This window comes from Sorangiineae bacterium MSr11367, from assembly GCA_037157805.1.
Classification (GTDB): Bacteria; Myxococcota_A; Polyangia; order Polyangiales; family Polyangiaceae; genus Pendulispora; species Pendulispora rubella.
In genome coordinates this window covers 12078014-12100644 of record CP089983.1, presented here as the reverse complement: position 1 = coordinate 12100644, position 22631 = coordinate 12078014, and the positions used below count along the sequence as shown (strand labels likewise).

General features: G+C 67.9%; 19 protein-coding genes. 6 read left to right on the top strand and 13 right to left on the bottom strand.

Annotated elements, in window-relative coordinates; genetic code table 11:
• Positions 1 to 18: 18 nt before the first annotated feature.
• The 3 genes from LVJ94_46905 to LVJ94_46895 form a co-directional block, all read right to left on the bottom strand.
• On the bottom strand, positions 19 to 609 hold the full coding sequence (locus LVJ94_46905) for a Uma2 family endonuclease (GenBank protein WXB04422.1): 591 nt from the start codon (positions 607 to 609) through the stop codon (positions 19 to 21).
• 31 nt (positions 610 to 640) lie between these two features.
• Positions 641 to 2578 carry a serine/threonine protein kinase gene (locus LVJ94_46900; GenBank protein ID WXB04421.1) on the bottom strand — a complete coding sequence of 646 codons (1938 nt, stop codon included), beginning with the start codon at positions 2576 to 2578 and terminating at the stop codon, positions 641 to 643.
• Between the two features lie 104 nt (positions 2579 to 2682).
• Complete coding sequence (locus LVJ94_46895; GenBank protein ID WXB04420.1) at positions 2683 to 3321, bottom strand: succinate dehydrogenase; 639 nt, start codon at positions 3319 to 3321, stop codon at positions 2683 to 2685.
• Between the two features lie 118 nt (positions 3322 to 3439).
• On the opposite strand from LVJ94_46895, the gene LVJ94_46890 reads away from it, so the two are divergent.
• On the top strand, positions 3440 to 5095 hold the full coding sequence (locus LVJ94_46890; GenBank protein ID WXB04419.1) for a prolyl oligopeptidase family serine peptidase: 1656 nt from the start codon (positions 3440 to 3442) through the stop codon (positions 5093 to 5095).
• Positions 5092 to 6462, top strand: coding sequence for a hypothetical protein (locus tag LVJ94_46885; GenBank protein ID WXB04418.1), 1371 nt, complete (start codon positions 5092 to 5094; stop codon positions 6460 to 6462). The genes LVJ94_46890 and LVJ94_46885 overlap by 4 nt, the downstream gene beginning before the upstream one ends.
• A gap of 15 nt (positions 6463 to 6477) precedes the next feature.
• Here the strand turns inward: LVJ94_46885 and LVJ94_46880 are convergent, their stop codons facing one another.
• The 8 genes from LVJ94_46880 to gshB form a co-directional block, all read right to left on the bottom strand.
• A complete protein-coding gene (locus LVJ94_46880) occupies positions 6478 to 7635 on the bottom strand; it encodes a glutathione-dependent formaldehyde dehydrogenase (GenBank protein WXB04417.1) in 1158 nt (385 codons plus the stop codon).
• A 34-nt stretch (positions 7636 to 7669) separates the two neighbouring features.
• Complete coding sequence (locus LVJ94_46875; GenBank protein WXB04416.1) at positions 7670 to 8122, bottom strand: DUF6184 family natural product biosynthesis lipoprotein; 453 nt, start codon at positions 8120 to 8122, stop codon at positions 7670 to 7672.
• Positions 8123 to 8207: 85 nt separating this feature from the next.
• Positions 8208 to 10421, bottom strand: a complete 2214-nt coding sequence (locus tag LVJ94_46870; protein ID WXB04415.1) for a xanthine dehydrogenase family protein molybdopterin-binding subunit — start codon at positions 10419 to 10421, stop codon at positions 8208 to 8210.
• Entirely contained in the window at positions 10418 to 11404 is a 987-nt protein-coding gene (locus LVJ94_46865) for a xanthine dehydrogenase family protein subunit M (GenBank protein WXB04414.1), read from the bottom strand. Before LVJ94_46865 ends, LVJ94_46870 begins: the two co-directional genes overlap by 4 nt.
• Positions 11401 to 12141 carry a 2Fe-2S iron-sulfur cluster-binding protein gene (locus LVJ94_46860; protein ID WXB04413.1) on the bottom strand — a complete coding sequence of 247 codons (741 nt, stop codon included), beginning with the start codon at positions 12139 to 12141 and terminating at the stop codon, positions 11401 to 11403. The genes LVJ94_46865 and LVJ94_46860 overlap by 4 nt, the downstream gene beginning before the upstream one ends.
• 286 nt (positions 12142 to 12427) lie before the next feature.
• On the bottom strand, positions 12428 to 13852 hold the full coding sequence (locus tag LVJ94_46855) for a pyridoxal-dependent decarboxylase (GenBank protein ID WXB04412.1): 1425 nt from the start codon (positions 13850 to 13852) through the stop codon (positions 12428 to 12430).
• A gap of 53 nt (positions 13853 to 13905) precedes the next feature.
• A complete protein-coding gene (locus LVJ94_46850) occupies positions 13906 to 14946 on the bottom strand; it encodes an FHA domain-containing protein (protein WXB04411.1) in 1041 nt (346 codons plus the stop codon).
• 24 nt (positions 14947 to 14970) lie between these two features.
• Complete coding sequence (gshB, locus tag LVJ94_46845) at positions 14971 to 15942, bottom strand: glutathione synthase (GenBank protein ID WXB04410.1); 972 nt, start codon at positions 15940 to 15942, stop codon at positions 14971 to 14973.
• Here gshB and ggt point away from each other — a divergent pair.
• On the top strand, positions 15941 to 17695 hold the full coding sequence (gene ggt / locus LVJ94_46840; GenBank protein WXB04409.1) for a gamma-glutamyltransferase: 1755 nt from the start codon (positions 15941 to 15943) through the stop codon (positions 17693 to 17695). The two genes, gshB and ggt, sit on opposite strands and share 2 nt — an antisense overlap.
• Complete coding sequence (locus LVJ94_46835; GenBank protein ID WXB04408.1) at positions 17692 to 18222, top strand: MarR family transcriptional regulator; 531 nt, start codon at positions 17692 to 17694, stop codon at positions 18220 to 18222. The genes ggt and LVJ94_46835 overlap by 4 nt, the downstream gene beginning before the upstream one ends.
• On the opposite strand, the gene LVJ94_46830 is transcribed toward LVJ94_46835, so the two are convergent.
• Positions 18204 to 19463: a glutamine synthetase family protein gene (locus tag LVJ94_46830; protein WXB04407.1), complete on the bottom strand. Its 1260-nt coding sequence runs from the start codon at positions 19461 to 19463 to the stop codon at positions 18204 to 18206. The two genes, LVJ94_46835 and LVJ94_46830, sit on opposite strands and share 19 nt — an antisense overlap.
• Positions 19444 to 20295 (bottom strand): fumarylacetoacetate hydrolase family protein, encoded by an 852-nt coding sequence (locus tag LVJ94_46825; protein ID WXB04406.1) that lies wholly within the window; start codon positions 20293 to 20295, stop codon positions 19444 to 19446. The genes LVJ94_46830 and LVJ94_46825 overlap by 20 nt, the downstream gene beginning before the upstream one ends.
• Before the next feature lie 74 nt (positions 20296 to 20369).
• Here LVJ94_46825 and LVJ94_46820 point away from each other — a divergent pair, with 74 nt between their 5' ends.
• Both LVJ94_46820 and LVJ94_46815 read left to right on the top strand, forming a co-directional pair.
• A complete protein-coding gene (locus tag LVJ94_46820) occupies positions 20370 to 21173 on the top strand; it encodes an acetoacetate decarboxylase family protein (protein ID WXB04405.1) in 804 nt (267 codons plus the stop codon).
• On the top strand, positions 21170 to 22630 hold the full coding sequence (locus tag LVJ94_46815) for an aldehyde dehydrogenase (GenBank protein WXB04404.1): 1461 nt from the start codon (positions 21170 to 21172) through the stop codon (positions 22628 to 22630). The genes LVJ94_46820 and LVJ94_46815 overlap by 4 nt, the downstream gene beginning before the upstream one ends.
• The last annotated feature ends 1 nt before the right edge of the window (position 22631 follow it).

The following is a 22631-nucleotide window of genomic DNA, read 5'->3' as shown; positions in this document are numbered from 1 at the left end:
TGGATGGAAGCGAGAGGATTAATCCTCGGGATCGTCGCCGAAAAGAAGACCTAGCGGAAACTCGATCGCTTCGAAGGGCTCGGCCCGCACGCGTTCCCCGCGCTCGGCCGTCAAGACGAGGAGATACCCTTCCGCCGTCCACCGGTGAACGGTCAGCGTTTCCTCCATCGGATCCACCAGCCAATAGTGCGGCACTTGCCTGCGGAAGTAGGTGCGAGCCTTTCGGATCGTATCGTTGCGCTTGTTGCTCGCGGAGAGAACCTCGCAGACCCAATCCGGCCGGATTCGAACCGGAATGCCGCTCGGTCGTTCCGCGATCCGATCGCGCCGCCATCCGGAAATGTCCGGTCGATACACCTGATGCGTTTCGAACTCGATGTCCACCTCCGTCGCCAACCACCAGCCCCCGGGTAACCGCCCGCCTGGCCGCCGTTGGAAGCTTGGGTTCAAGGTGGAAATGAGCGCGCCCTGTGCGAATCCGTGGTCGAACGACGGATGCGCCTTCTCGACGATCTCCCCGTCGACGACCTCGTGGTAACGCTCGTCCTCCGGGATGGCCAACAGGTCCTCCCACGTCGCGTCGCCTCGCTTGAACGCTATGTTGGCCATGGCGAAAGCATAGCGCGACGCCCGCGCTTCGTCAGTTCGACGTCACGGGCGGCTTGGCCGCGCCGTGACCAGCACCTGGGGCGGCACCGGCGCCTGCGGCGGGATCTTTCTTGTCGTCGCGCGCTTCTTCCTTTTTGCCGTTCGCGCCGTCGCGATCGCGGGCGGGCGGGGGGCGCGTGGCCGATGGTGCACGGCGGGCGACGCCCAAGGGGTAGCTCGTGGGAAGGCCGTCGCGTGGGATGGCCTCGAGCATGTCGGCCAGCTCGTTGGCGCTGTGGGGTCGATCGGCGACCTTCTTCTTGAGGCACTTCATCACGGCATCGTCGAGCGCTTCCGGAATGGGAAGATCGGGACGGCGCGTGCGCATGGGCGTGGGCACCTGGCGCTGATGGAGATCGAGCAGCTCGCGCCGGCTCTGCGCGACGATGGGTAGCTCGCTGGTGAGGGCCTCGTACATGAGGCAGCCCAGCGCATAGATGTCCGTGCGCGCCTCCACGGCGGCGCCGATGCATTGCTCGGGCGCCATGTACTCGGGCGTGCCCAAGGTGTAGCCCGCCTGCGTGAGCGATTCGGCCGTGGTCAGCTTGCTCATGCCGAAGTCGAGCACCTTGGAGCTGCCGTCCTCTAGCAAGAAGATGTTGCCCGGCTTGAGATCGCGGTGCACCACGCCCTTCTGGTGCGCAGCGCCGAGCGCGCGGCACACGCCGATGAAGACGGGCAGCGCGAAGCCCGGCGCCAGCGCGCCCTCGCGCCCGAGCTTGTCGGCGAGCGAACGGCCCACCAGGCGCTCCATGACGACGTAGATCGACCCGTCGGGCATCTGGTCCAGATCGAGCACGCGCACGACGTTGGGGTGCTCCACGTGCACCTGGATGTACGCCTCGCGGCGAAGGCGTGCGATCTCGCCACCGTCGCGTGCCGCGGCCCCGCGCAGAACCTTGATGGCCACCTCGTGCCCGAGCGAGACGTGCTCCGCGGCGTAGACCACGCCGATGCCGCCCGAGCCGATCTTGCGCCCGATGCGGTACTTGCCGCCGAGCACCGTGCCGGTGAGCTCACCGGGCGTGGAACCGAGTTCGCCCCGCAGCTCGAGGCCGCGTTCGAGGGCGGCAATGCGGTTCTTCTCGAAGGAGCGCGCGCTGCGATCTTCGCGGTTGCGATCCCACAGGTAGCCTGCACCGCCGCCGAGCAGCGCGCCCAGGACGGCGGCGATGCTTCCCGCGACCCAGCCTCCCGTCGCGGCAATGGCGCCGCCGCAGCCGATGGCGGCCATGGTGCCGCCGAGCGGTGCGCCGGTTCGCGGCACGGTGCTGTGCCAGCGGACGGTGTACACGCAGGCGTCGGCGCCCTTCGCGATGCACGTGTTGTGCGTGATCTCGGCGTCCTGCAGGCCCCAGATGCGCGGGATGCCGCCCAGCTCTCCTTCGCGTGCGGCGCAGAGCAGCTCCTCTTCGCGCGCGTCGTGCCGGTCGGGATCCTCGACGGCGTCGTCGCGCAGGCGGTACGTCATGCGGACGGCATCGACGACGGCGCGGTCGCTCTTCCGGGTCTTGCCCGTCTTGGGGCCGAGCTCTTCGAGTTCCCAGGTACCAATTCGCGTCACCTCGCGGGCGTTGGCCGCGAGGTAGCGGTAGGCATCGATGGGCTGCTCGGCGATGCGGAGCATGCGCACCAGCGTGCCCAGCGCCTCGGGGTGCGTGACGTACTCCCCGCGATGCCGCAGCGCCGATGGACCCAGCTGCTGGGCCAACGCGCGGAGCGCACGACGGGCGGCCCCGACGCTGAGCCACCCGGTTTCGTTGTCGACGATGGCGGGATCGATGCCCGCACTGTTGAGGAGGGCACGTGCTGCTCGCTCCCCTTTCTCGGCACGGATACGAAGGAGGTAGGTCTTGAGGATCGAGGCCCGAAGTTCCTCTTTGCCCCCCCTACGAACGGATCCGCGCGGCAGTGAAGGCGCGCCGGTCATATGCCATAACGTTACCCCCGGCTCGAGCCGGAGACAACGCCCAGCCGAAAGAAGACGCTCGGCGGGTGGGCTTGGGCGGGCTTGGATTGGCGGCTTGGGCCCGTTCAGGGCGCGGCGGCGCTGTAAAGTGCGTAAATCGCACCCCAGCTCATCGTCAGCAGAACGAGAAAGAAGCCCAGGATGACCCACTCGAGCTTCTTGAGGGACCGGCGGCTCTCCACGATGCCCCAGCCCATGCAGAAGGTGTGCAGCCCGTTGGCCAGGTGGTAGGCCAGCCCGAGGGTGCCCAACACGTAGACGACCAAGGTCGGCATGTGAAAATGCATTTCATGGCTGATGTCGGCGAAGGCCTCGGCATGGCCCTCGACGAAGCGGGGATGAACCCACGCCAGCCAGAGGTGCGCGATGATGAACAGGAGCAGGCCGATCGCGGTGACCCGCTGAAGGGCATACTTCAGGTTGGTGTAGAAGCCGTACCGGACGTTGTTGGGCCGCGCACTGAGCAGGCGGCCAATGCCCCAGACCGAATGGATCAGCAGGGGGAGAAGCACCACGATGGCGGTGATGACCTGGGCGACCGGATGTGGATACGACGTGACGGATTTTTCCCAGGCGTCCGCCCCTTGAAAGGCCGATAGGTTGTTCCAGATGTGGACGACGGACCAGATGCCGAGCGGCAAAATCGCGAGGAGTGAGCCAATTCGGGCGCGCAAAAAGCTGGCGCCTCCCAGTTTGGTTCCCACTTTTTCGCTCTCCTCGGAAGCAGCCTGTGTCGTTGTAGCGCTAGCGTTCAGCATCGCGCACGATGCTGGTGCGAACGGCGAGCGTTGACAAGGGGGCTTGCGCTACCAAGGCACATCGATGAAAAGAGGAGGGATGCGTTGTGCCGTGCTCGCCACGGTGGGGGTTTTCGCGAGCTTTGGTCTTCCGACCAAGGTTTTCGCGGCGCCCGTGGACGCAGCCGCCGTCACCGTGGGGCCTGCGACCAGCGTGCGCCCTCCGCCGGCTCCGGCCGGGGGTGACGCGGGAAGTTCCTCCGCGGGAAACGCTGCTGGAGCAACCAGCGCGAACGCGCCTACGCTGACGGGTGCCATCCCGCTCCATGCCTCGGTGCAAGGGACCGAGCTTCACGCCGTGGAGCTCGGGGCCGCCCCCACGCCCGTCAGGAACGGCCCCGCAAGCGGGGCCTGGGGCACGCGTCGGACGTACAAAGCGCTCACCTGGGCGGATTTGGCGCGGAACAACCTGCCGACGGGCCTGTACGCGGTGCGCTTTCAAGTCGCCGGTGGGGAGCGCGTGGCGTTGGAGATCCCCGTTTGTGCGGGCCGCGGTCGCATCCTGGTGAACGGCACCGCGGTGCCCACGGGTGGAAATGGCCCGGTGGTGGTGCCGCTGCCGCCGCGCCCCGAGCGCGCCCACGACGTGGAGATCGAGATCCACGTGGGCGCGTACGAGCACCGCATCGTGTGCGGGCAGGCGCCGACATTCGGGGCGCAAATCGAATCGCGAGAGGGCTTGGGGCTCCTGTCCTTTTCGTCGCCGCACGCCGCGGCGGGCGGAGGGAAGGCGGTGGTGTTCATTCCACCGGGGCACGACATCAAAAAGCCGTCCGCGCTTCTCGTGGGCACGCACCCATGGAACGGGACGATGTGGACCTACGGCGCGTACGCCGACCTTCTTCGCGAGGCGGCGGCGCGTGACGTGGTGCTGCTCATGCCGAGCGGCCTGGGCAACTCGCTCTACACGGCGGCGGCCGAGGACGAGGTGATGCGGGCCATCGACACTGTCTCGCAGGCGGTGGCCATCGATCCACGCCGCATCTCGATCTGGGGTGCATCGATGGGCGGGGCGGGGGCGACGACCATCGGGTTTCACCACCCGGACAAGTTTGCCAGCGTCACCAGCTTTTTCGGCGACTCGAAATACGACACGAGCACCTACGTGAAGAGCATCCTCCCGAACGAGGCGGCCGCACACCTGGTGAACGCGCTCGACGTGGCGGAGAACGGGCGGCACTTGGCCGTATGGCTCGTGCATGGCGACGACGACCGCGTCTCGCCGCCGGCGCAGAGTGCGATGCTCGCCCGCGTGCTGCGCGATCGAGGTTTCTCGGTGCGCCACGATCGGGTTCCGCACATGGGGCATGACGGTGCGCTGGTGGCGCGCTTCATCGCGGAAGTCGTGGGCCAAGCCGCCGAGGCGCGCGTGCCTGTCACGGTGTCCCGCGTGAGCTACCGCAGCGCGCGGCCCACGGATACGGGGGCGTATGGCGTGAAGATCGCGCGGGTGGGCGTCGGAGATGCGTTCGTCGACATCGAGCGTCGTGGTGAGTCGGTGCACGTGCTCACGGCGAGTGGCGTGCGATCCATCGAGCTCGCGCGTGGGGCGCTGGGGACATCGCCGGCGATGCCGCCGCCCATCACCGTGGATCCGAATGTGAAAGCCGATGTGCGTTGGGAGGGCATCTCGGTTCCGGCTTCCGTGATGGCCCCGGTAGTATCACCGTCCCCACGATGAAAATGAACCCGCGCTGGGAGCGCGCCCTGCTCGTCTGCCCACCGGCGATCTCCGTGGTGGTGATCGCGCTGGGCCTTCGTATCGGTGCCTCGCACGATGCGCGCGCGGCCCGCGTGTACGGTGCACCGCCGGCATCGGGGCAGCACGGCCTCGCGTGGACCGTGGCGCTGATGCGCGAAGATCGCGGCGTCAAGGAGCCGGTGCCGAACGAGCCGCTGCGGGTGTCGGTGACGCAGCAGGGCGGGCACGGGGCGACGTGGGAAGGCATGACCAACGCCGACGGTGTGGCGGAGGCCTGGCTCGCGCTGGAGGGGGTCGCCCCGGGCGAACGGCTCGCGGCGCAAGTGGTCGCGGCGCGCACCGGCGAGGACTTCGCACACGGCATGGTGACCGTGCCGCCGCAGCGGACCGATTCCATCGACGAGCGCACGCCGACGTTTCTCGCGGCGAACCGTCGCGCAGGGACCATTGCGCTGGACGCGCTGGTGATCGGCCGCGCGCTCGCCGCCGAGTTTCCCTCGCGCGTGCTGGTGCGCGCGACCGATGCGGCGACGGGTGCGGCGCTGGGCAACGTGCGCATCACGGTGGAGCCCGAGCCAGGGCTCGAGGTGGCCACGCCGACGGCCCGCACCTGCGACAACGGTTGGGCGGAGGTGGCGATGACCGCCCGCGCGCACGTCGTGGGCGCATCGTTTCGTGCCGAGGAAGGCAAGGGGAAGAACGCGCGCGCGGGCGAGTGGTTCGGCGCGATCCCCGTCGCCGGCGGCGCCTTCTCGGTATCGTTGCCCGAGGCGGGCGGCAGCCTGACCGTGCGCAGTCCCTCCCCACGTCCCGTGGCCTACGTCGAAATCGACGACGAGAAGGGGCGCGCGCGCGGCTACGCCCTGGATCTCAAGGTCGACGGCAGCGGCATGCGCAGCGCGAGCATCCCTTTTCCCACCGACGCACCGGAGAAGGGCTTCGTGATCGCCTCCGGCGAAGCCCACGGCGCCGAAAACCTGTCCGGCGCCACCTTGGCCTTCCCGTATGCCCCGCCCGCCGCCGCCTGCGAGCTGCGCCCGACCCTCGCGCGCATGACCGCCCGCGTCTTCCCGCGCCCCGTCGTCCTCGATGGCCTCGGCCCCGTGCACATGGTGGCCGCCCGTGCGCGCGCCCGCGGCCTGCGCCTCGCCGTGTGGACCGTGCTCCTCTCCGCCTTGGTCGAAGGCCTCCTCCTCCTGCGGCACGCCAAGCGCGGTCGCATCGGCTTCGCCCGCCTCCCGCCCGAATTGATCGAAGGCCGCGTCGGCAGCGTCGCCGTCGGCCTGGGCATCGGCCTATTGGGCTTCGCACTTTTGGCCGCACTGCTTCTGCGCTCGGCGTCCTAGCGGTCAAGTCCGAATTCACGGTTTGAGAATAACCTTCACGCAGTGATCTTCCTTGCGGCAGAAGATGTCGTAGGCGCGGGGGGCCTCCGACAGCGCCACGCGGTGCGTGATGATGTCGTCGGTGCGCACGTGTCCGCTTTCGATGATCTTGATCAACTCGTCGATGTAGCGATGAACGAGCGCTTGGCCGAAGCCGACGCGGATGCCCTTGTCGAACATTTGGCCGAGCGGAAAATTGTCGTAGTTCATGCCGTACACGCCGACGATCGATACTCTGCCGCCGCGGCGGACCGCGCTGATGCATTGGCGCAGGACTTCGATGCTGCCGACTTCGGCGTGCACCACGTTGGAAATCTTCTTCACCATGCCGCGGTGCGCTTCCATGCCCACGGCGTCCACGCAAACATCGGCGCCGCGGCCGTGCGTGAGATCGCGAATGCCCTGCACAGGGTCGGTTCGCGATGCATCGATGACCTCCGCGTTGGCGGTCTCGCGCGCGCACTCCAGACGGTACGGCACGCGGTCGATGCCGATGACCTGGCGAGCGCCGCGCAGCCATGCGCATTTTTGCGCCATGAGTCCGACGGGGCCGCAGCCGAATACGGCGACCGTTTCGCCGCCGCGCACCTCGGCCCAATCGATGGCCGACCAGCCCGTGGGCAAGATGTCCGACAGAAAGAGCACTTGATCGTCGGTGAGCGAATCCGAAACACGGCGCGGGCCATAATCGGCATAGGGAACGCGGACGTACTCGGCTTGCCCACCGGCATAACCTCCGTACAAATCCGTGTAACCGAACAGGCCACCGCCCTTTTGCGAAAGCAGACCGCCTTCGGGCCCGTAATTCTTCTTATTCGAATTTTCGCAGTGAATGGGGAGGCTGCGTTCGCAAAAGAAGCACTGGCCGCACGCCACGGGGAACGGCACCACGACGCGGTCGCCCTTTTTGAGACGCTGCACCGACGTGCCGATCTCCTCGACGATGCCCATGAACTCGTGGCCGAGAACCAGATTTCGAATCTGTGGGAAGAATCCGTTGTAAATATGGAGGTCGGACCCGCAAATGGCGGTCGACGTCACGCGCAGGATGGCGTCCGTGGGGGCCTCGATCCGCGGGTCGTCGACGCGGTCGACCGTTACCTTCTTTGGACGATGAAATACGACGGCTTGCATGGGCGTCTCCTCGTTCGAGTGTCTTCTTCACAGCTCATTGGCAGAGTATCTGCGCCGTGCACGGAGCCAGGTCGTCGAACGATTCGGCGGGCATGTCGCATTTCGCAGCAGCGATGGCGGCGACGCACGCGTTCACCCGATCCGCCGGAATGCCGCGCGAGCACTTCTCCGCGGGAAGCAGGTAATTCGCCTGCGTGCGCCGCTCCCTCTCGCAGGTGGGGCGGTCCGTGTACTGTTTGCCGCCACCGGTCTTTTGGCAGCGCTCCTCGCGCTCGCATCGCGCCGCGGTGATGCGTGCATGCGCATCGGAATTCACCTTCCCATAGTCGTCGGGTGAAATACCCGGATCGCGGTTCGACGTGGCGGCCGTGCCCGCGGTCGTGCGCGCCGTACCAATTTTGCCATCGTCCCGTCGATTGTAGACGGCAAAGATGCCCGCCGCGGCGACGATGGTGAGGACCACGATCACGCCGATGACTGTGCGCAAAGGAGGATTCTTTCTGTCTTGTTGCGGTTCCACGTCATTCAAGAGAGCACCTCGCGTGCCATGAACGCGGCTGCGACCGCTTTTTTCATAGAAGAGCGTCCAGCATGATGGGCAGGTCGCGGATGCGTCGGCCGGTGGCGTGGAATACCGCATTGGCGATGGCGGCGCCGGTTCCGGTGATTCCTATTTCGCCGATGCCTTTGGCGCCGATTTCGTTCACGTGGGGATCGATTTCGTCCACCGTGATGACGTCGATGTGCGGTACGTCGGCGTTCACCGGTACATGGTAATCGGCCAGGTCGCGTGTCATGACCCTGCCGCTGCGATCGTCGCGCCATGTGCGCTCGTGCAGGGCGAGGCCAATACCCCATACGATGCCGCCCTGAAGTTGGCTTTCCGCCGTTTTGGCATTGAGGATCTTGCCTGCGGCGAAGGCGCCCACGAAGCGTGATAGGCGCACGAGGCCGAGATCTTCGTCCACCTTCACTTCGGCGAATTGTGCACCGAAGGAATGCGTTGCATACCGTTTGCGATCCTCCTTTTCCGGACTATCCACGCGCGCCTCGATTTCGGCTTTTCCACTGCGTTTCACGATGTCGCCGAATCCATCGTTGCGTGCACGATTCCCTTTGACGAAAAGCGTACCCTCCTCGGCATCGATGGCGGCGACCGGGCGACCGTAAAGTGGGGACTTGGGATCCGTGACGGCCAATTCGATGAGCTTCTTCCGCACCTCGAGGCCGGCCATCTTCACCGCCGAGCCCACGCTGGCGGCCGTTTGCGATCCGCCCGATACGGGGGTTTCCGGAAAAAGGGTGTCGCCCAGCTCGAAGCGCACACGCGCGAGCGGCAATGCCAGCGTATCGGCAGCAATCTGCGTCATGATGGTGTACGTCCCGGTGCCGATGTCCTGCGAGCCGGCCTGCACCAGGGCGCTGCCATCGGCGCGGATACGCGCGACCGCGGAGGCCGGGCGCTGCGTGGCGGGGTAGGTGGCGCTGGCCATGCCCCAGCCGACGAGCCATCGGCCATCGCGCATCGAGCGCGGATCGGGCGTGCGCCGCGACCAGCCGAACTTCTCGGCCCCGCGCCGGTAGCACTCGCGCAACGATTTGCTCGACCAGGGTTTGCCCGTATCGGGGTCGCGCTCCGCGTAGTTCTTCAGCCGCAGCGCGATGGGGTCCATCTTCAACGCGTACGCGAGTTCATCCATCGCGGACTCCAGCGCGAACGTGCCCGTGGCGATGCCGGGCGCACGGGTGAAGGTCGGCGTCGGAATGTCGAGCCGCACCAGTCGGTGCGATGTGCTCACGTTGGCGCACGCGTAGAGCATGCGCGTCTGCAGGGCCGACGGCTCGACGAACTCGTCGAAGCGCGACGTCGGAGAGCGCACGTCGTGCGAGATGGCCGTGAGCTTCCCATCGCCATCGGCTCCGAGCGCCACGGCCTGCACGGTGTGCGGCCGGTGCCCGACCAACGAGAACATCTGCGGCCGTGTAACCACGAGCTTCACCGGGCGCCCGGTAACCTTGGCCCCCATGGCGGCGAGCGCGACATAGGACCACGGCGAGCCCTTGCAGCCGAACCCGCCGCCCACGTAATGCGAAACGATGCGCACGTTTTCCTTGGGGATCCCGAAGAGCGTGGCCACCTTGTTCCGCACGCTGAAAATGCCCTGCGTCGTATCGTAAATCGTCACGCGATCCTCGCCCTGCCACACGGCGACGGCCGCGTGTGGTTCCATCGGGTTGTGGTGCTCGACGGGCGTCGAATACGTCTGCCGCACGCTCACCTTCGCCGCGCCGAGGGCCGCGTTCACATCCCCGCGGCGCGAGTCGGTCGTGCCATGCGGTCCAGCGTTCTCCGGCGCGTACGCGTGCGGTGCCTCCGCGTTCATGTCGATGGAAAATGGCTCCGTCTCGTAGCCCGCCACCACCCGCGATGCGCCATATTGCGCATGCTCCAACGTGTCGGCCACCACCAGCGCAATGGGCTGGTCGTTGTAGACGATGCGGTCGTCCTGAAAGAGCTGCAGGTAGCGATCCTGCGGTGTCGTCTTCGCGCGAATGCCGGGCAGCTTCGGCGCACGCAGGTGCGAAAGCACCGCAAGAACGCCGGGCGCGCGTTCCGCGTTCTTCGTGTCCAGCGACGCGATCCGCCCGCGGGCCACGGTGCTTGTAACGATCACCGCGTGAACCAATCCGGGCACCTGCGCCTCCGCGGCGTAATCGGCCTTGCCGGTCACCTTGAGGCGGGCATCGATTCGGTCGATGCCTTGGCCGACGGTCCATCGATTCATGCGATGCCCCCCGCGCGCGAAAGCGCCCGCACGAGCACCCGTTGTGCGAGCGCCACCTTGAACTCGTTGCCCGAGCGCGGGCGTGCCTCTCGCAGTGCCACCTCCGCCGCCCGCTCGAACAGCGCGCGCGTGGCCGGCTCGCCCCGCATCACGTATTCGGCCTCCTTGCTGCGCCACGGCTTGGTGGCAATGCCCCCGAAGGCCACGCGCGCCTCGCGGATCACCGCGCCCTCGAGGTGCATCGCGGCCGCGGCCGAGGCCAGCGCAAAGGCGTACGACGCCCGATCCCGCGCCTTCACGTAGGCCGAGCGCCGCGCGAACGGTGTCGGCGGCAGGGTGATCCCCACGACGATGTCCCCGCGTGCGAGCACGGTCTCCACCTCGGGGTGCGCCCCCGGCGCCACGTGAAACTCGGCCACCGGTACGATCCGCGCCCCCGTGGGCCCGCGCACGTGCACCACCGCATCGAGCGCGACCAGCGCCACGCACATGTCCGAGGGATGCACGGCGATGCAGTGTTCGCTGCCGCCGAGCACCGCATGCATGCGCACGTACCCGCCCAGGGCCGCGCACCCCGAGCCGGGTGTGCGCTTGTTGCACTCGGTCACGCCGACGTCGCGAAAGTACCCGCAGCGGGTGCGCTGCAGAAGGTTCCCGCCGACCGAGGCCATGTTGCGCAGCTGCGGCGATGCGCCGGCGAGCAGGGCTTCCGAGAGAACGGGGTAACGCCGCTGCACCTCGGGGTGCCACGCGAGATCGCTGTTCTTCACCAGCGCGCCCACGTAGAGACCGCCCTCTTGTGTCGGCTCGATCTTGTCCCACCCGAGCGCGTTCAGGTCGACCAGCCGCGCTGGCTTCTCGACGCCGAGTCGCAACAGATCCACCAACCCCGTGCCGCCCGCGATGAACTGCGAGTCGGGCTCCGACCCCGCATCGAGGGCCGCCGCTTCATGGGCCGGTCGCACATAGCCGAACGGATTCATGACGCGATCCCTTTGCGGCGCGCCAACTGAACGGCGGCCACGATGTTCGAATACGCCCCGCAGCGGCAGACGTTGCCGCTCATCTCCTCGCGCACCTCGTCGTCCGTTTTCGCGTGCCCCTCGTGGACGAGGCCGACCGCGCTCAGGATCTGCCCCGGTGTGCAGTAGCCGCATTGGAGTCCGTCGCAGGTCACGAAGGCCGCCTGCATCGGATGAAGTTCTTCCCCCTTCGCCAGGCCCTCGATGGTGGTGATCGGCGCGCCCTGCACCATCACCGCCAGGGTGAGGCACGCATGCACGCGGCGCTTGTCGACGAGCACGGTGCACGCGCCGCACTGGCCATGGTCACACCCCTTCTTCGTTCCGGTGAGCCCGAGCCGCTCGCGCAGGGCATCCAGCAGCGATACGCGAGGCTCGAGCCGCAGGCTGTGCGCCTCGCCGTTCACGCGGAGCACGATGTCGAGCTCGCGCGCGGCCTCGGCGGCCGACGTCGACGTTTGCCCGACGGAGACGGCGCCCGCGTCACCCGCCGTGTTGCGGCCGCAGGCTTGTGTCAGCGCGAGCGCACAGCCGGAGGTGAACCCCGAAACGACGAGCTCGCGCCGTGACAGCCCGCCCGCGGGGTGGGATCTATCGCCACGCCGTAGCCAAACGGGATGCGAAGCCTCCAACGCTTCGCAAAAGCTCGGAGCTTCCGGACTCACTCCTTCGACGTCTCGTTTTTTCACACCGCGCATGGCCGGCATCCTTTCGGACGCCGACACATTGCGAGCGCGATGCCGTCCAACGCAACAATCGATGGATGGTGGCGGGCTCGCGGGTGGTTTGCAGGCGAGCAGCGGCAGCGGGAAAAAGTCCGGCGAGGCCGGCGCCTTAGCCCGTTCCCCGAAGCAGGATCGCCAGAGCTCGGGCGATCCTGCCTTTCTGGACCCCACATCGCTCCGGTCCCGCCGGTTTGATCCCGCTGCCGCGGTTCCAGCATCAGGTCATTCGAACCTGACACCCCCCATCGATCGACGCTTCTTAGCTTCCGGCGGTCTCTTGCATGAGTTCCCACAGCTTCTTCACGTGGGAAAGCTCCGTGGCCTCCGCGCCCACGGACACACGCACGATGCGCCGGCCCGCGACGACGGTCGACGTGAGGTACGCCTTGCCGCCGTCGTTGATGCGATCGGCCCAGGCGAGGTTGTGCGCGTTGAGGGCGTCTTCGTCGCGCATCCCGCCCAAGTGCCGCGGCACGTGGCGCACGCACACGGTCTGAAACGGAACGGGGGCCACCACTTCCCAGCCTTCCGTCTTCCTCACCTCGGCCTCGAGCCATTTCGCATTGGCGAGATCGCGCCGGATGCGTGCCACGAGCCCGCTCGTCCCCTGTTCGCGCAGAAGGCACCAGAGCTTCAAGGCTCGGAAGCGCCGCCCGAGCGAGATGCCCCAATCGCGGAAGTTGGTCACCTTGTCGTCCGCCGCCGTGCGCAGGTAGTGCGGCTGCGTGGACATGACCCGCGTGAGGTACGACGCATCGCGCACGTAATACGCACTCAAGTGCATCCCGGTGCCGAGCCACTTGTGCGGATCGACCGCGATGGAGTCCACCTCGTCGATGCCCGCCCAGTGTTCGCGGCACTCGGGGGCAATCATCGCGATGCCCGCCATGGCCGCATCGACGTGGAGCCATGCCCCGTACTCGCGCGCCAGCTCCGCGATGGGCCGCAGAGGATCCGACGCGGTCGTCGCCGTCGTGCCCACCGTGGCCACGATGGCGCACGGCTTCTTGCCGGCGCGCACGTCCTCCTCGAGCCGCGCCCGCAGCGCATCGACCCGCATCGCGTACCGCCCGTCGGTCTCGATGGAGCGAAATTGCTCCTGCCCGATGCCCGCGAGCAGCACGGCTTTCTCCACCGAACTGTGCGCCTGGTCCGACGTGTACACCGTCAGCGGCGCCTCGATGCTCTGCAGCCCGCCGCCCAACCGCGCATCCCCCGAGGCGCGCTCGCGGGCGCAGAGCATGGCCACGAACGTGGCGTTGGACGACGTGTCCTGGATGGCGCCGCGAAATGCATCGGGCAAGCCGAGCATCTGCCGGAGCCAATCCATCATGGCCTCTTCCAGCTCGGTGCCGGCGGGGCTGGTCTGCCAGCTCATACATTGGACGCCGAGACCCGATGCGAGCAGGTCGCCCAGCACGGCGGACAGGCTCGTGTTGCTGGGGAAGTACGCGAAGAAGCTCGGGTGGCTCCAGTGCGTGATGCCCGGAAGCACGATGCTCTCCAAGTCCGCGAGAATGCGCTCGAACGGCTCGGGATCTACCGGCGGGGAGGCGGGCAGCTTGGCCCGCACCGCGCCCGGCGTTTCGTGCGACATGACCCGCCGCGGTTCGACGGTCTCGCGATACTCCGCGATCCAGTCGATGATCTTGTACCCTAGAGCACGAAATTCGTCGGGCGTCATGGCGGCTACTTTAGCGTGCCCGCCCAGGTCGCTCCAAATGATTTGGTACCGAACTACATGCCGCTGTTCTCGCCCGTGCGCAGGAGCCAGACCAGGCCCACGAGGCTCGCCACGATGACCGCGAACGCCGTGATGACCACGAGCGCATACCCCGGTGTAAGGTGCGACGTTTTTTTCTTGGGGAGCGGCGTCGGCTCGCTCATTTTCTCGACGCTCGCGATGGGAGCCGAGCTGCGCTCATCCTCGGGGCGCAGGCTGGACGATGTGGGGATCTCCGACATCGGCGCATCGCTCTTGTTGCTCTCACGGAGGGGCGGCGGGGGCACGTCCGCGGGGACGAGCTTTTCGTCCGGCGCCGCCTCCAGATCCGCCAAGGCGTCCGCGACCGGCTCTTGAAGCGCCAGCACCGTGGTGCCGACCCGCATCATCGAGTGCGCCTTCCACACCACGTCGCGATCGCGGTCGAGGGGCACCTCGCCCAGGACGACGCCATTCTTCGAGCCGAGATCGCGGATCAGCACGACGGAGCCCCGCCGCACGATCTGCACGTGCTGCCGCGACGAATCGTGCTCGTCGAGGGGCAGGTCGCACGACTCGCCGCGGCCGACGACGTAGATGCGCCCTTCCTCCTCCAGGTGCAGAAAGGCACCGGACGAGCGCCCCTCGACCACCGAGACCTTGGACACGGTGTCGTCGCCCAGGTTGCGCATGGCCTGCGACACGAGGCGCAGCGCCAGATCGCGTGTGGCCAGGGACAAATCGCGGGTGGCGGGGCGCTGGTCGATCCTCAGCTCGAGCCATACGCGCCCCACGCGCACCAAGTCCCCCGATTGGATGACGCGCGGCACCTGCGGCAAAAGCCGCACGCCCCCGACGAACGTTCCATTGAGGCTTCCCTCGTCGATGAGCGAGTGCACCCCCGCGTCGATGCGCAGGCTCGCATGGCGATGGCTCACACTCACGTCGGGCAGGCGCACATCGCACCCCGTGCCGCGACCGATGACGACGCGTGGGCCGTCGAAGGTCAGCGAGGCATCGGGGGTGTCGCTAGAGGCGCCGGGTTCCGAGGAGCGAACGACGATGGTCAGTGGCATGAATGCCTCGGCTTCAAAGACCTGTCAGGATCTCGGAGGCTCCTTCGACCTCGCCGCACCCGAAGTTACGTTCTTTTCGACCCAGGCAATCACGTCCTCGGAAACATCGCGTCCTTGGTGCGCGCTGAGCTCCTGAATGCCGGTGGGCGATGTGACGTTCACCTCGGTGAGTTTGCCGCCGATGAAGTCGAGGCCCACGAAATAGAGGCCGTCGGCGCGCAGGCGTGGTGCGATATCGTCGACCACGGCCCGTTCCTGTGCGGTCACCTCGCACGGTTCCACGCGCCCGCCCACGTGGATGTTCGAGCGCAGGTCGTCGGAGCGGGGCACGCGGTTGATGCCGCCCAGCACCTGCCCATCGAGCAGGAGCACGCGTTTGTCGCCTTGGCGCACGGCGGGCAGGTACTCCTGCACCATGGCCGCGACCGTTTCCTCGCGGGTGAGCGTCTCGATGATCGAACGGGCGTTCTGGTCCTTGCGCGAGAGAAGGAGCACACCGGCGCCGCCGGCGCCGTGAAGGGGCTTGATCACCGCGGTGCCGCCCACTTCGTCGGCGAAATCCAGGATGCGCTCACGGTGGGAGGCCACCAGCGTTTTTGGCATGTGACGCGAAAAGTGCAGTGCGTACAGCTTTTCGTTCGCATCGCGCAGACCGCGTGGATCGTTCACGATGAGCGTCTGCCCGCGTGCCCGCTCGAGCAGCAATGTGGCATACAGGTACTCGGAATCGAACGGCGGATCCTTGCGGATGAAGACGGCGTCGGTGTCGGCAAAGCGCACGTCGCCCACCGCGCCGTACTCGAAAAAGGGCGCGCCATCTTGCACACGCAGCTCGCGCGCGCGGGTCCACACGTCGCCGTCTTTCGCAAAGAGATCCCGCAGCTCCGTATGGAGTAACTCGTGGCCGCGTTTCAATGCCGCGCGCTGGAGGGCAAAGCTAGTATCCTTGTCCGGCAGCACCTTCTGCATCGGATCCATCACGAACACGAATCGCATGAACGCCTCTTTTCGTACCTTGCTCGGACGCAGCCTACCACGCCGAATTCCGCGGCTCCCCACCGTCTTCGTGGCGGTCGCCTCGGTGTTGGTCCTGGCGTTTCCGGTCTCCCAAAGCCGCGCCGCGTTCCCGCAAGCCGCCGAAGGCGCCTCGGTGGCCGTCGCCACCGAGAATGCCGACGCCACGCACGCCGCGTTGGAAACACTGCGCAATGGGGGAAATGCCATCGATGGCGCCATCACCGCGGCGCTCACGCTCGGGGTCGTCAATCCGGTGTCCAGCGGCATCGGCGGCGGAGGCTTCGCGCTGGTCTATCTGAAGAAGGATCGCAAGGTCGTGGCCCTCGACTTCCGCGAGACCGCCGCGCAGAAGATCGACGTCGAGAAGCTGCTCGCCCAAAATGGCGCCAATGCCCAGGCCGCTCAGCGCGGGCACACCGTAGGGGTTCCCGGCGAGCCTGCCGGGCTCGAGCTGCTCAACCTGCGCTACGGCAAGCGTTCCCTCGCCGCCGATGCCCAGCCCGCTGCCGATCTGGCGACCCGTGGCTTCTCGCTGGGCCGGCACATGGCCGATTCGCTGGCGCGCATGCACGAGTACGTCGTCCAATCGCCGGATCTGGCCCGCGCGTTCTTCCCGGGCGATCACCCCCTCGGCTACCGCGCGGCGGTGCGCCGGCCCGAGCTCGGGCGCACCCTGACCCGGTTCGGCAGCGAAGGTTCGCGCCCCTTCTACAGCGGCGACATCGCGAAGAAGATCGTGCAGGCCGCGCGCTCCGCCGGCGGCACCCTCGACGAGGGCGACCTCACCGCGTACCGCGTCCGCGAGCGCGCGCCGCTCACCCGCACCTTTGGCGCGCGCACCATCTACACCATGCCGGCGCCGTCGGCGGGTGGGCTCATGTTGCTCGAGGCGGCGAGCATCCTCGGCGCGGACTCGACGAGCATGCTGGGCAAGCTGGGCTTCGGCTCGAGCGAGTACCTGCACTTCATGGCCGAGGTGATGCGCGGCGCCGTGGCCGATCGCGCGCGCATCGCGGGCGATCCGGATCTGGAAGCATCGGTGAACGAGTCGTATGAGCGCGCCTTGGCGACGGATCGCATGGCGGCGCGCCAAAAGAAGCTCGATCCGTACAAGACGCACGTGGCGCCCGAGTTCAAGTCGACGGAGCAGGGGACCACGCACATCGTCGTGGCCGATGCGGACGGCAACGTGGTCTCGCTCACCACGACGGTGAACGGCCCCTTCGGCGCGCGCCTGGTGGCGGGCGACACGGGCATCCTGCTCAACGACGAGCTGACCGACTTTTCCTCGCCGAGCGATGTCGCCGGCTTCGGGGTCATCGGCCTCGGGCCGAACCGGCCGCGCCCCGGCGCACGCCCGGTCTCGAGCATGACGCCGACCATCGTTCTGGAGAACGGCGCGCCCCTTCTGGCCGTCGGTGGCTCGGGCGGGCTTCGCATCGCGGGCAACGTGATGCAGGCGACGCTCGCGCGCCTCGTCTACCAGATGGACCCGGGCGCCTGCGTCAGCGCGCCGCGCATCTTCGTGCACGGGGCCACGCCCGAGGTGCTCGTCGAGCCGGACATCCCGGAGGACGTGCGCGCGGGCATGCGCGCCCGCGGCGAAACGGTGCGCGAGTCGTCGTCCTCGGCGAACGCGGTGCAGATGGTGGCCTGGGACCGACGCGGCCCGCAACCGCGCCTCTTGGCCACGGCCGATCCGCGCAAACACGGGTTTGCCCTCGCCCAATGAAGGCCGCTCGCAAGCAGGTGAACAAGCGCCAGGCGGATCTCCTCCCGGCCGAGGCCAAAGTGATGGAGAAGCTCGGCGATCTGCCGCTGGACTTCCGCGCCATGGCGGCCATCTCCAATTTGTTCCGCGCCTCCATGGCGGTGCGCCGCCGGCTCGAGGGCAATGTGCTCGCCGCCGACCGGCTCTCGTGGACGTCGTTTTCGTCTTTGTGGGTGCTCTGGGTGTGGGGCGAAATGGAGGTGCGCGAGCTCGCCACGCACGTGTGCATCAGCCGGCCCACCGCCACGGGCGTCGTGGGCACGCTCAAGCGCCGCAGCTTCGTGAAGAGCCGTCCCGGCCCGCACGACGGCCGCACCGTGTTCGTCGACCTGACGCCCAAGGGTCGCAAGGTCATCGAGCGCGTCTTCCCGAAGTTCAACGCCGAGGAGGCCGCCGTCGCGAGCAGCCTCGGCCCGGCCGATCAAGATCGCCTCGCCGGGTTGCTTCGCAGCTTGCTGCGCGGTGTCGATCAGAAGAACGGCAAGTAGAACGCCAGGTCCGTCGGCTCGCTTCGTTCGCATTCGGCGCGCTTCAATGCGGTGAAGGCGCGCACGAAGTCGGGCCCGAGCGCATGGCACAGCCACGTGTCCGCCGCGAACGCCTCGAGCGCGTCCGCGAGCGACTCCGGCACCGTGCGATCGCTCGACGACGAAGGCACGAGCTCCCGTTCCACCCCGAAGCGCGCGGCATGGAGCAGCGCCGCGCCGATGAGGTACGGATTGGCCGCGCCGTCGGGCGTGCGATGCTCGATGCGGGTGCCCGCCCCGCGCTCGGGCGGAATGCGCACCGCCGCGGTGCGATCGTCGTAGCCCCAATTGGCCCAATAGCCATTCATCTGGTGCGGACGAAGCCGCCCGTACGCGTTCACGTTGGGCGCAAACACGGCAGCGAGCGCCTCGTGGTGGGCGAGCAGCCCGCCGGTGGCGTGGTGCACCTTCGGCGAGAGGCCATCCTTGGCGTGGGGATCGTCGAGCGCGTTCTCCCCGCTGGCCGTGCGAAAGCTCAAATTGACGTGCATGCCCGTGCCTGCCCGCTCGGCGAACGGCTTCCCGAGAAACGTCGCGCGGTGACCGCGCCGAAGGGCCACCTCGCGCACCAACAGGCGCAGCAAGAACGCATCGTCCGCGGCGGCGAGGGCATCGCGGTGGCCGAGGTTCAACTCGAACTGCGCATCGTCGAATTCGCTGGCAAACCCTTCCAGCGGAAACCCCGAGGCGGCCGCCGCCGCGGCCATGTCATCGATCACCCCGTCGGGATCCACCGCCGGCCCGGTGCCATACACGTGCGGCGCCGGCGCCGTCAGCGGCCCGTAGCCTCCGCGTCCATCGGGGGCCATCAGGTAGAACTCGAGCTCGAAGGCGAGCTGCGGGTACAGCCCCGCATCGATCCACGGCGCGCAGGCTTGCCGCAGCATCTGCCGCGGGCACACCGCGAGCGGCGCCCCATCGCGCGAAAGATCCGACACGCCCACGACCGTGTCCTTCTCCCAACCCGGCCGCACCGACGATGGGTCGATGCGGGCCTGCAGATCGGGCAGCCCCACGTCGTGTGCGAAGCCGGCGACGGGGAGGATCGTCTTGTCGAGGGTCGTCACGAAGGTGGTGACGGCGAAGTTCGTGTGCCCCGCCTCGGCGCGCCGCCCATAGAGGTACTTCCCGCGCTCGACCCCGAGCAGATCGGACCAGAGCAGACGCAACCGGGGACGCGGATCAATCGCGGCGCGGTGCACGGATCCCCCGAAATTCCCAGTCGCCGCCCAATGCCGTGGAGCGAACCTCCTCCGACTCCGAGGGCTGCGCGCCCACGTCGTGGCGCACCGCGACCTCGCCCGAGGTGATGCGGTTGCTCAGCACGCCGAGGCCCTCCACCTCGATCGAGACCACGTCCCCCGGCTCCACGGGCCGGGAGTTCGCGGGCGTGCCCGAGAGAATGACGTCGCCTTCCACCAAGGTGATCGTACGCGCGATGTCGGCCACCAGGTAGTGCATGTCCCAAATCATTTCGTCGGTGGTGGCCTCCTGGCGCACTTGACCGTTGACCAAGGTGCGGATTCGCTTCCCGCGAAAATCCCAGCCCGTGACCAGTCCTGGGCCCAAGGGGCAAAGGGTATCGGCGCCCTTCACGCGCAGCATCGAGCCCGCGTCGGTGTCGCGAAAATCGTGAAGGCCGTAATCGCACGCGATGGTGTAGCCCGCGATGCACGCCGCCGCCTCCGAGGGCGCGACGTTCTTCGTGGGGCGCCCGATGACGATGGCAATCTCGCCTTCGTAATTCAGGTAGCGGCACGGCGGCGGCCTCACCACGTCGCCACCATGGGCATTCAATGCGCTCACGGGCTTGTGGAAATACGTGGGCGTGGACCCGAGCTTGGCGCCGAACTCGACCCGCCGGCTCTCGTAGTTGAGGTGCACGCACACGATCTTGGTCGGTGTGCACGGGGGAAGATGCTGCACCGCATCGGCACGAAAACGGCGCCCATCCGTCGCCACGAGCGCCCCAGGTTCGTCGGCGGCCTTCACCGTGAGCACGTCGTCATGAACGAGTATCCGCCGTGTTTCCATGATTCTTCTCCCTCCCCATCGGGGTGCCGGTCGGACGAATTGATTCGGTACCGAATCAGTTTATACTGCCGGCGATGGCCACGCTTCAAGGATTCTTGCCGCCGCGCTCCCCGGAAGGGCGCGCCGCGCTGGTTCGGCCGCCGCCATGGCACTATTCGGGCGATTTGCTCACCATCGAGTATCGAACGGATCCGGCGCGGGTGGCGGCGTTGCTGCCCGACGGTATCGAGCTGGCGCCGGACGATCCCGGGGCCGTCGCCCTCATCTGGGCCGATTGGCAGTCGTGCTCCGATTCGTTCGACGAGCTGCTCGATCCGGTGCGTGCGCAATACAAGGAGTGCTTCGCCGTGGTGCGGTGCGCCTTTCGTGGGCAGGTGTACTCACGCTGCGTGTACATCTGGGTCGATTCCGACTTCGCGCTCGCCCGCGGCTGGCACCAGGGATACCCGAAGAAGCTCGGTGCCATCCACATGAGCCGCCCGGTCACGGTCGGACGCGCCGGGCCCCGTTTGCAGGCGGGCGGTCGCTTCGGCGCCACGCTTTCCGCGGGTGGTCGCCGTCTGGCCGACGCCCGCTTCACCATCACCGGGCCCTCGACGAGCGGCGGCTTCGTCAATGCGCTGCCCATGCTGCACACGCGCGCATGGCCCTCGATTGAAAACGGGGCACCCGCATCGATGCACGAACTCGTGACGATGAAGGGGCGCGACGTCGAGCTGAGCCCCGCATGGACCGGCACCGCGGAGATGGCTCTGTTCCCATCGCCGACCGAGGAACTCGCCGCCCTCGCGCCCCGCGAGATGATCGGCGGCTACTACCGCAGCGTCGGCGTGACGTTCGACGGCGGAACCTGCATCACGCGAGTGGAGGCACCATGAAGGTCGAAGACGTCGAGGTATCCACCGAGCACTGGATCGGCGGTGAACGGGTCGCCTCCGCTCAGGTCTTCGACGACGTATCGCCCATCGACGGCGCGACCATCGCCGAAGTCGCGCGGGGCAGTCGTCGCGAAATCGATCTCGCCGTGGCCGCCGCCAAGTCGGGCTTCCAGGCCTGGGGCCGAACGCCGCCCCAGGAACGGGCGCGCGTGCTGCACGCCATCGCCGCGGGCATCGAACGCCGGCTCCCGGAGCTGGCCGCCGTGGAGACGCGCGACGCCGGCCCGCTCTTGCGCGCGATGCAGCGCAGCGTCGTGCCCCGTGCGGCGCACAACTTCCACCACTTCGCCGACCACCTCAGCGCCCTCGAGGTGCCCGACTTCGAGACGCGCGGCCATCGCAACCACGTGCGCTGGGAGCCCTCCGGGGTGGTGGCGCTCATCACCCCGTGGAACGCGCCGCTCATGTTGGCCACGTGGAAGATCGCCCCGGCGCTCGCATCCGGAGCCGCCGTCGTGCTCAAGCCCGCCGAGTGGTCGCCGCTCACCGCCTCGCTCCTCGCCGACATCACGCACGAGGCGGGCCTTCCCCCGGGCGTCTTCAACGTGGTGCAAGGCCTGGGTGAAGAGGCCGGTGCCGCGCTGGTGCGCCACCCCGACGTCGACCGCATCTCGTTCACCGGCTCCACCCAGACCGCGCGAAGCATCGCCGCCGCCGCCGCGCGCAACCTCACGCCCCTCTCGTTCGAGCTCGGTGGAAAGTCGCCCTTCCTCGTCTTCGACGACGCCGATCTCGAGCTCGCCGTCACCCACGCCGTCGGCCAATACGATCACGCGGGCCAGGTCTGCCTCGCCGCCACCCGCCTGCTCGTGCACCGCCGCCTCTACGACGCGTTCCTCGCCCGCTTCCTCGAGCGCGCCCGCGCCCTTCGCCAAGGCGATCCGCGCGATCCGGCCACGGACATCGGCCCGCAGATCGCGCGGGAACACGTCGCGCGCATCGACCGCTTCGTGCAGACCGCCATCGGGCGAGGCGCCCGCGTGGCACTCGGCGGCGGTCCCAACGAAGAACTCGGCGGCCTCCATTACCGCCCGACGCTGTTCGTCGACGTCCCCGACGGCGCGGAGATCCTCCAGGAAGAGGTTTTCGGGCCCGTCCTCACCCTGCAGCCCTTCGACGACGACGAGGAAGCCATCGCCCTCGCCAACGGCACGCGTTACGGCCTGGCCGCCGCCATCTTCACCCAGGACCGCGCGCGCGCCGAACGCGTTTCGCAGCGCATCGTCGCCGGCACCATCTGGGTCAACTGCTTCTTCGTGCGCGATCTGCGCGCGCCATTCGGTGGCGCCCGCCAATCGGGGGTCGGCCGCGAGGGCGGCAATTGGAGCTTCGACTTTTACGCCGACGTGAAGAACGTCTGCACCGCGCCATGGAACGACGGCGCGGGAGGATCGTGAC

Bases quoted from the DNA above. Each gene is read 5' to 3' on its own strand.
- LVJ94_46855 (WXB04412.1), bottom strand. From the start codon at position 13,852: ATGACGCCCGACGAATTTCGTGCTCTAGGGTACAAGATCATCGACTGG.
- LVJ94_46825 (WXB04406.1), bottom strand. From the start codon at position 20,295: ATGGAAACACGGCGGATACTCGTTCATGACGACGTGCTCACGGTGAAG.
- LVJ94_46880 (WXB04417.1), bottom strand. From the start codon at position 7,635: ATGCAAGCCGTCGTATTTCATCGTCCAAAGAAGGTAACGGTCGACCGC.
- LVJ94_46850 (WXB04411.1), bottom strand. From the start codon at position 14,946: ATGCCACTGACCATCGTCGTTCGCTCCTCGGAACCCGGCGCCTCTAGC.
- LVJ94_46885 (WXB04418.1), top strand. From the start codon at position 5,092: ATGAAAATGAACCCGCGCTGGGAGCGCGCCCTGCTCGTCTGCCCACCG.
- LVJ94_46865 (WXB04414.1), bottom strand. From the start codon at position 11,404: ATGAATCCGTTCGGCTATGTGCGACCGGCCCATGAAGCGGCGGCCCTC.
- LVJ94_46890 (WXB04419.1), top strand. From the start codon at position 3,440: ATGAAAAGAGGAGGGATGCGTTGTGCCGTGCTCGCCACGGTGGGGGTT.
- LVJ94_46900 (WXB04421.1), bottom strand. From the start codon at position 2,578: ATGACCGGCGCGCCTTCACTGCCGCGCGGATCCGTTCGTAGGGGGGGC.
- gshB (WXB04410.1), bottom strand. From the start codon at position 15,942: ATGCGATTCGTGTTCGTGATGGATCCGATGCAGAAGGTGCTGCCGGAC.
- LVJ94_46905 (WXB04422.1), bottom strand. From the start codon at position 609: ATGGCCAACATAGCGTTCAAGCGAGGCGACGCGACGTGGGAGGACCTG.
- LVJ94_46870 (WXB04415.1), bottom strand. From the start codon at position 10,421: ATGAATCGATGGACCGTCGGCCAAGGCATCGACCGAATCGATGCCCGC.
- LVJ94_46835 (WXB04408.1), top strand. From the start codon at position 17,692: ATGAAGGCCGCTCGCAAGCAGGTGAACAAGCGCCAGGCGGATCTCCTC.
- LVJ94_46815 (WXB04404.1), top strand. From the start codon at position 21,170: ATGAAGGTCGAAGACGTCGAGGTATCCACCGAGCACTGGATCGGCGGT.
- LVJ94_46820 (WXB04405.1), top strand. From the start codon at position 20,370: ATGGCCACGCTTCAAGGATTCTTGCCGCCGCGCTCCCCGGAAGGGCGC.
- ggt (WXB04409.1), top strand. From the start codon at position 15,941: ATGAACGCCTCTTTTCGTACCTTGCTCGGACGCAGCCTACCACGCCGA.
- LVJ94_46860 (WXB04413.1), bottom strand. From the start codon at position 12,141: ATGCGCGGTGTGAAAAAACGAGACGTCGAAGGAGTGAGTCCGGAAGCT.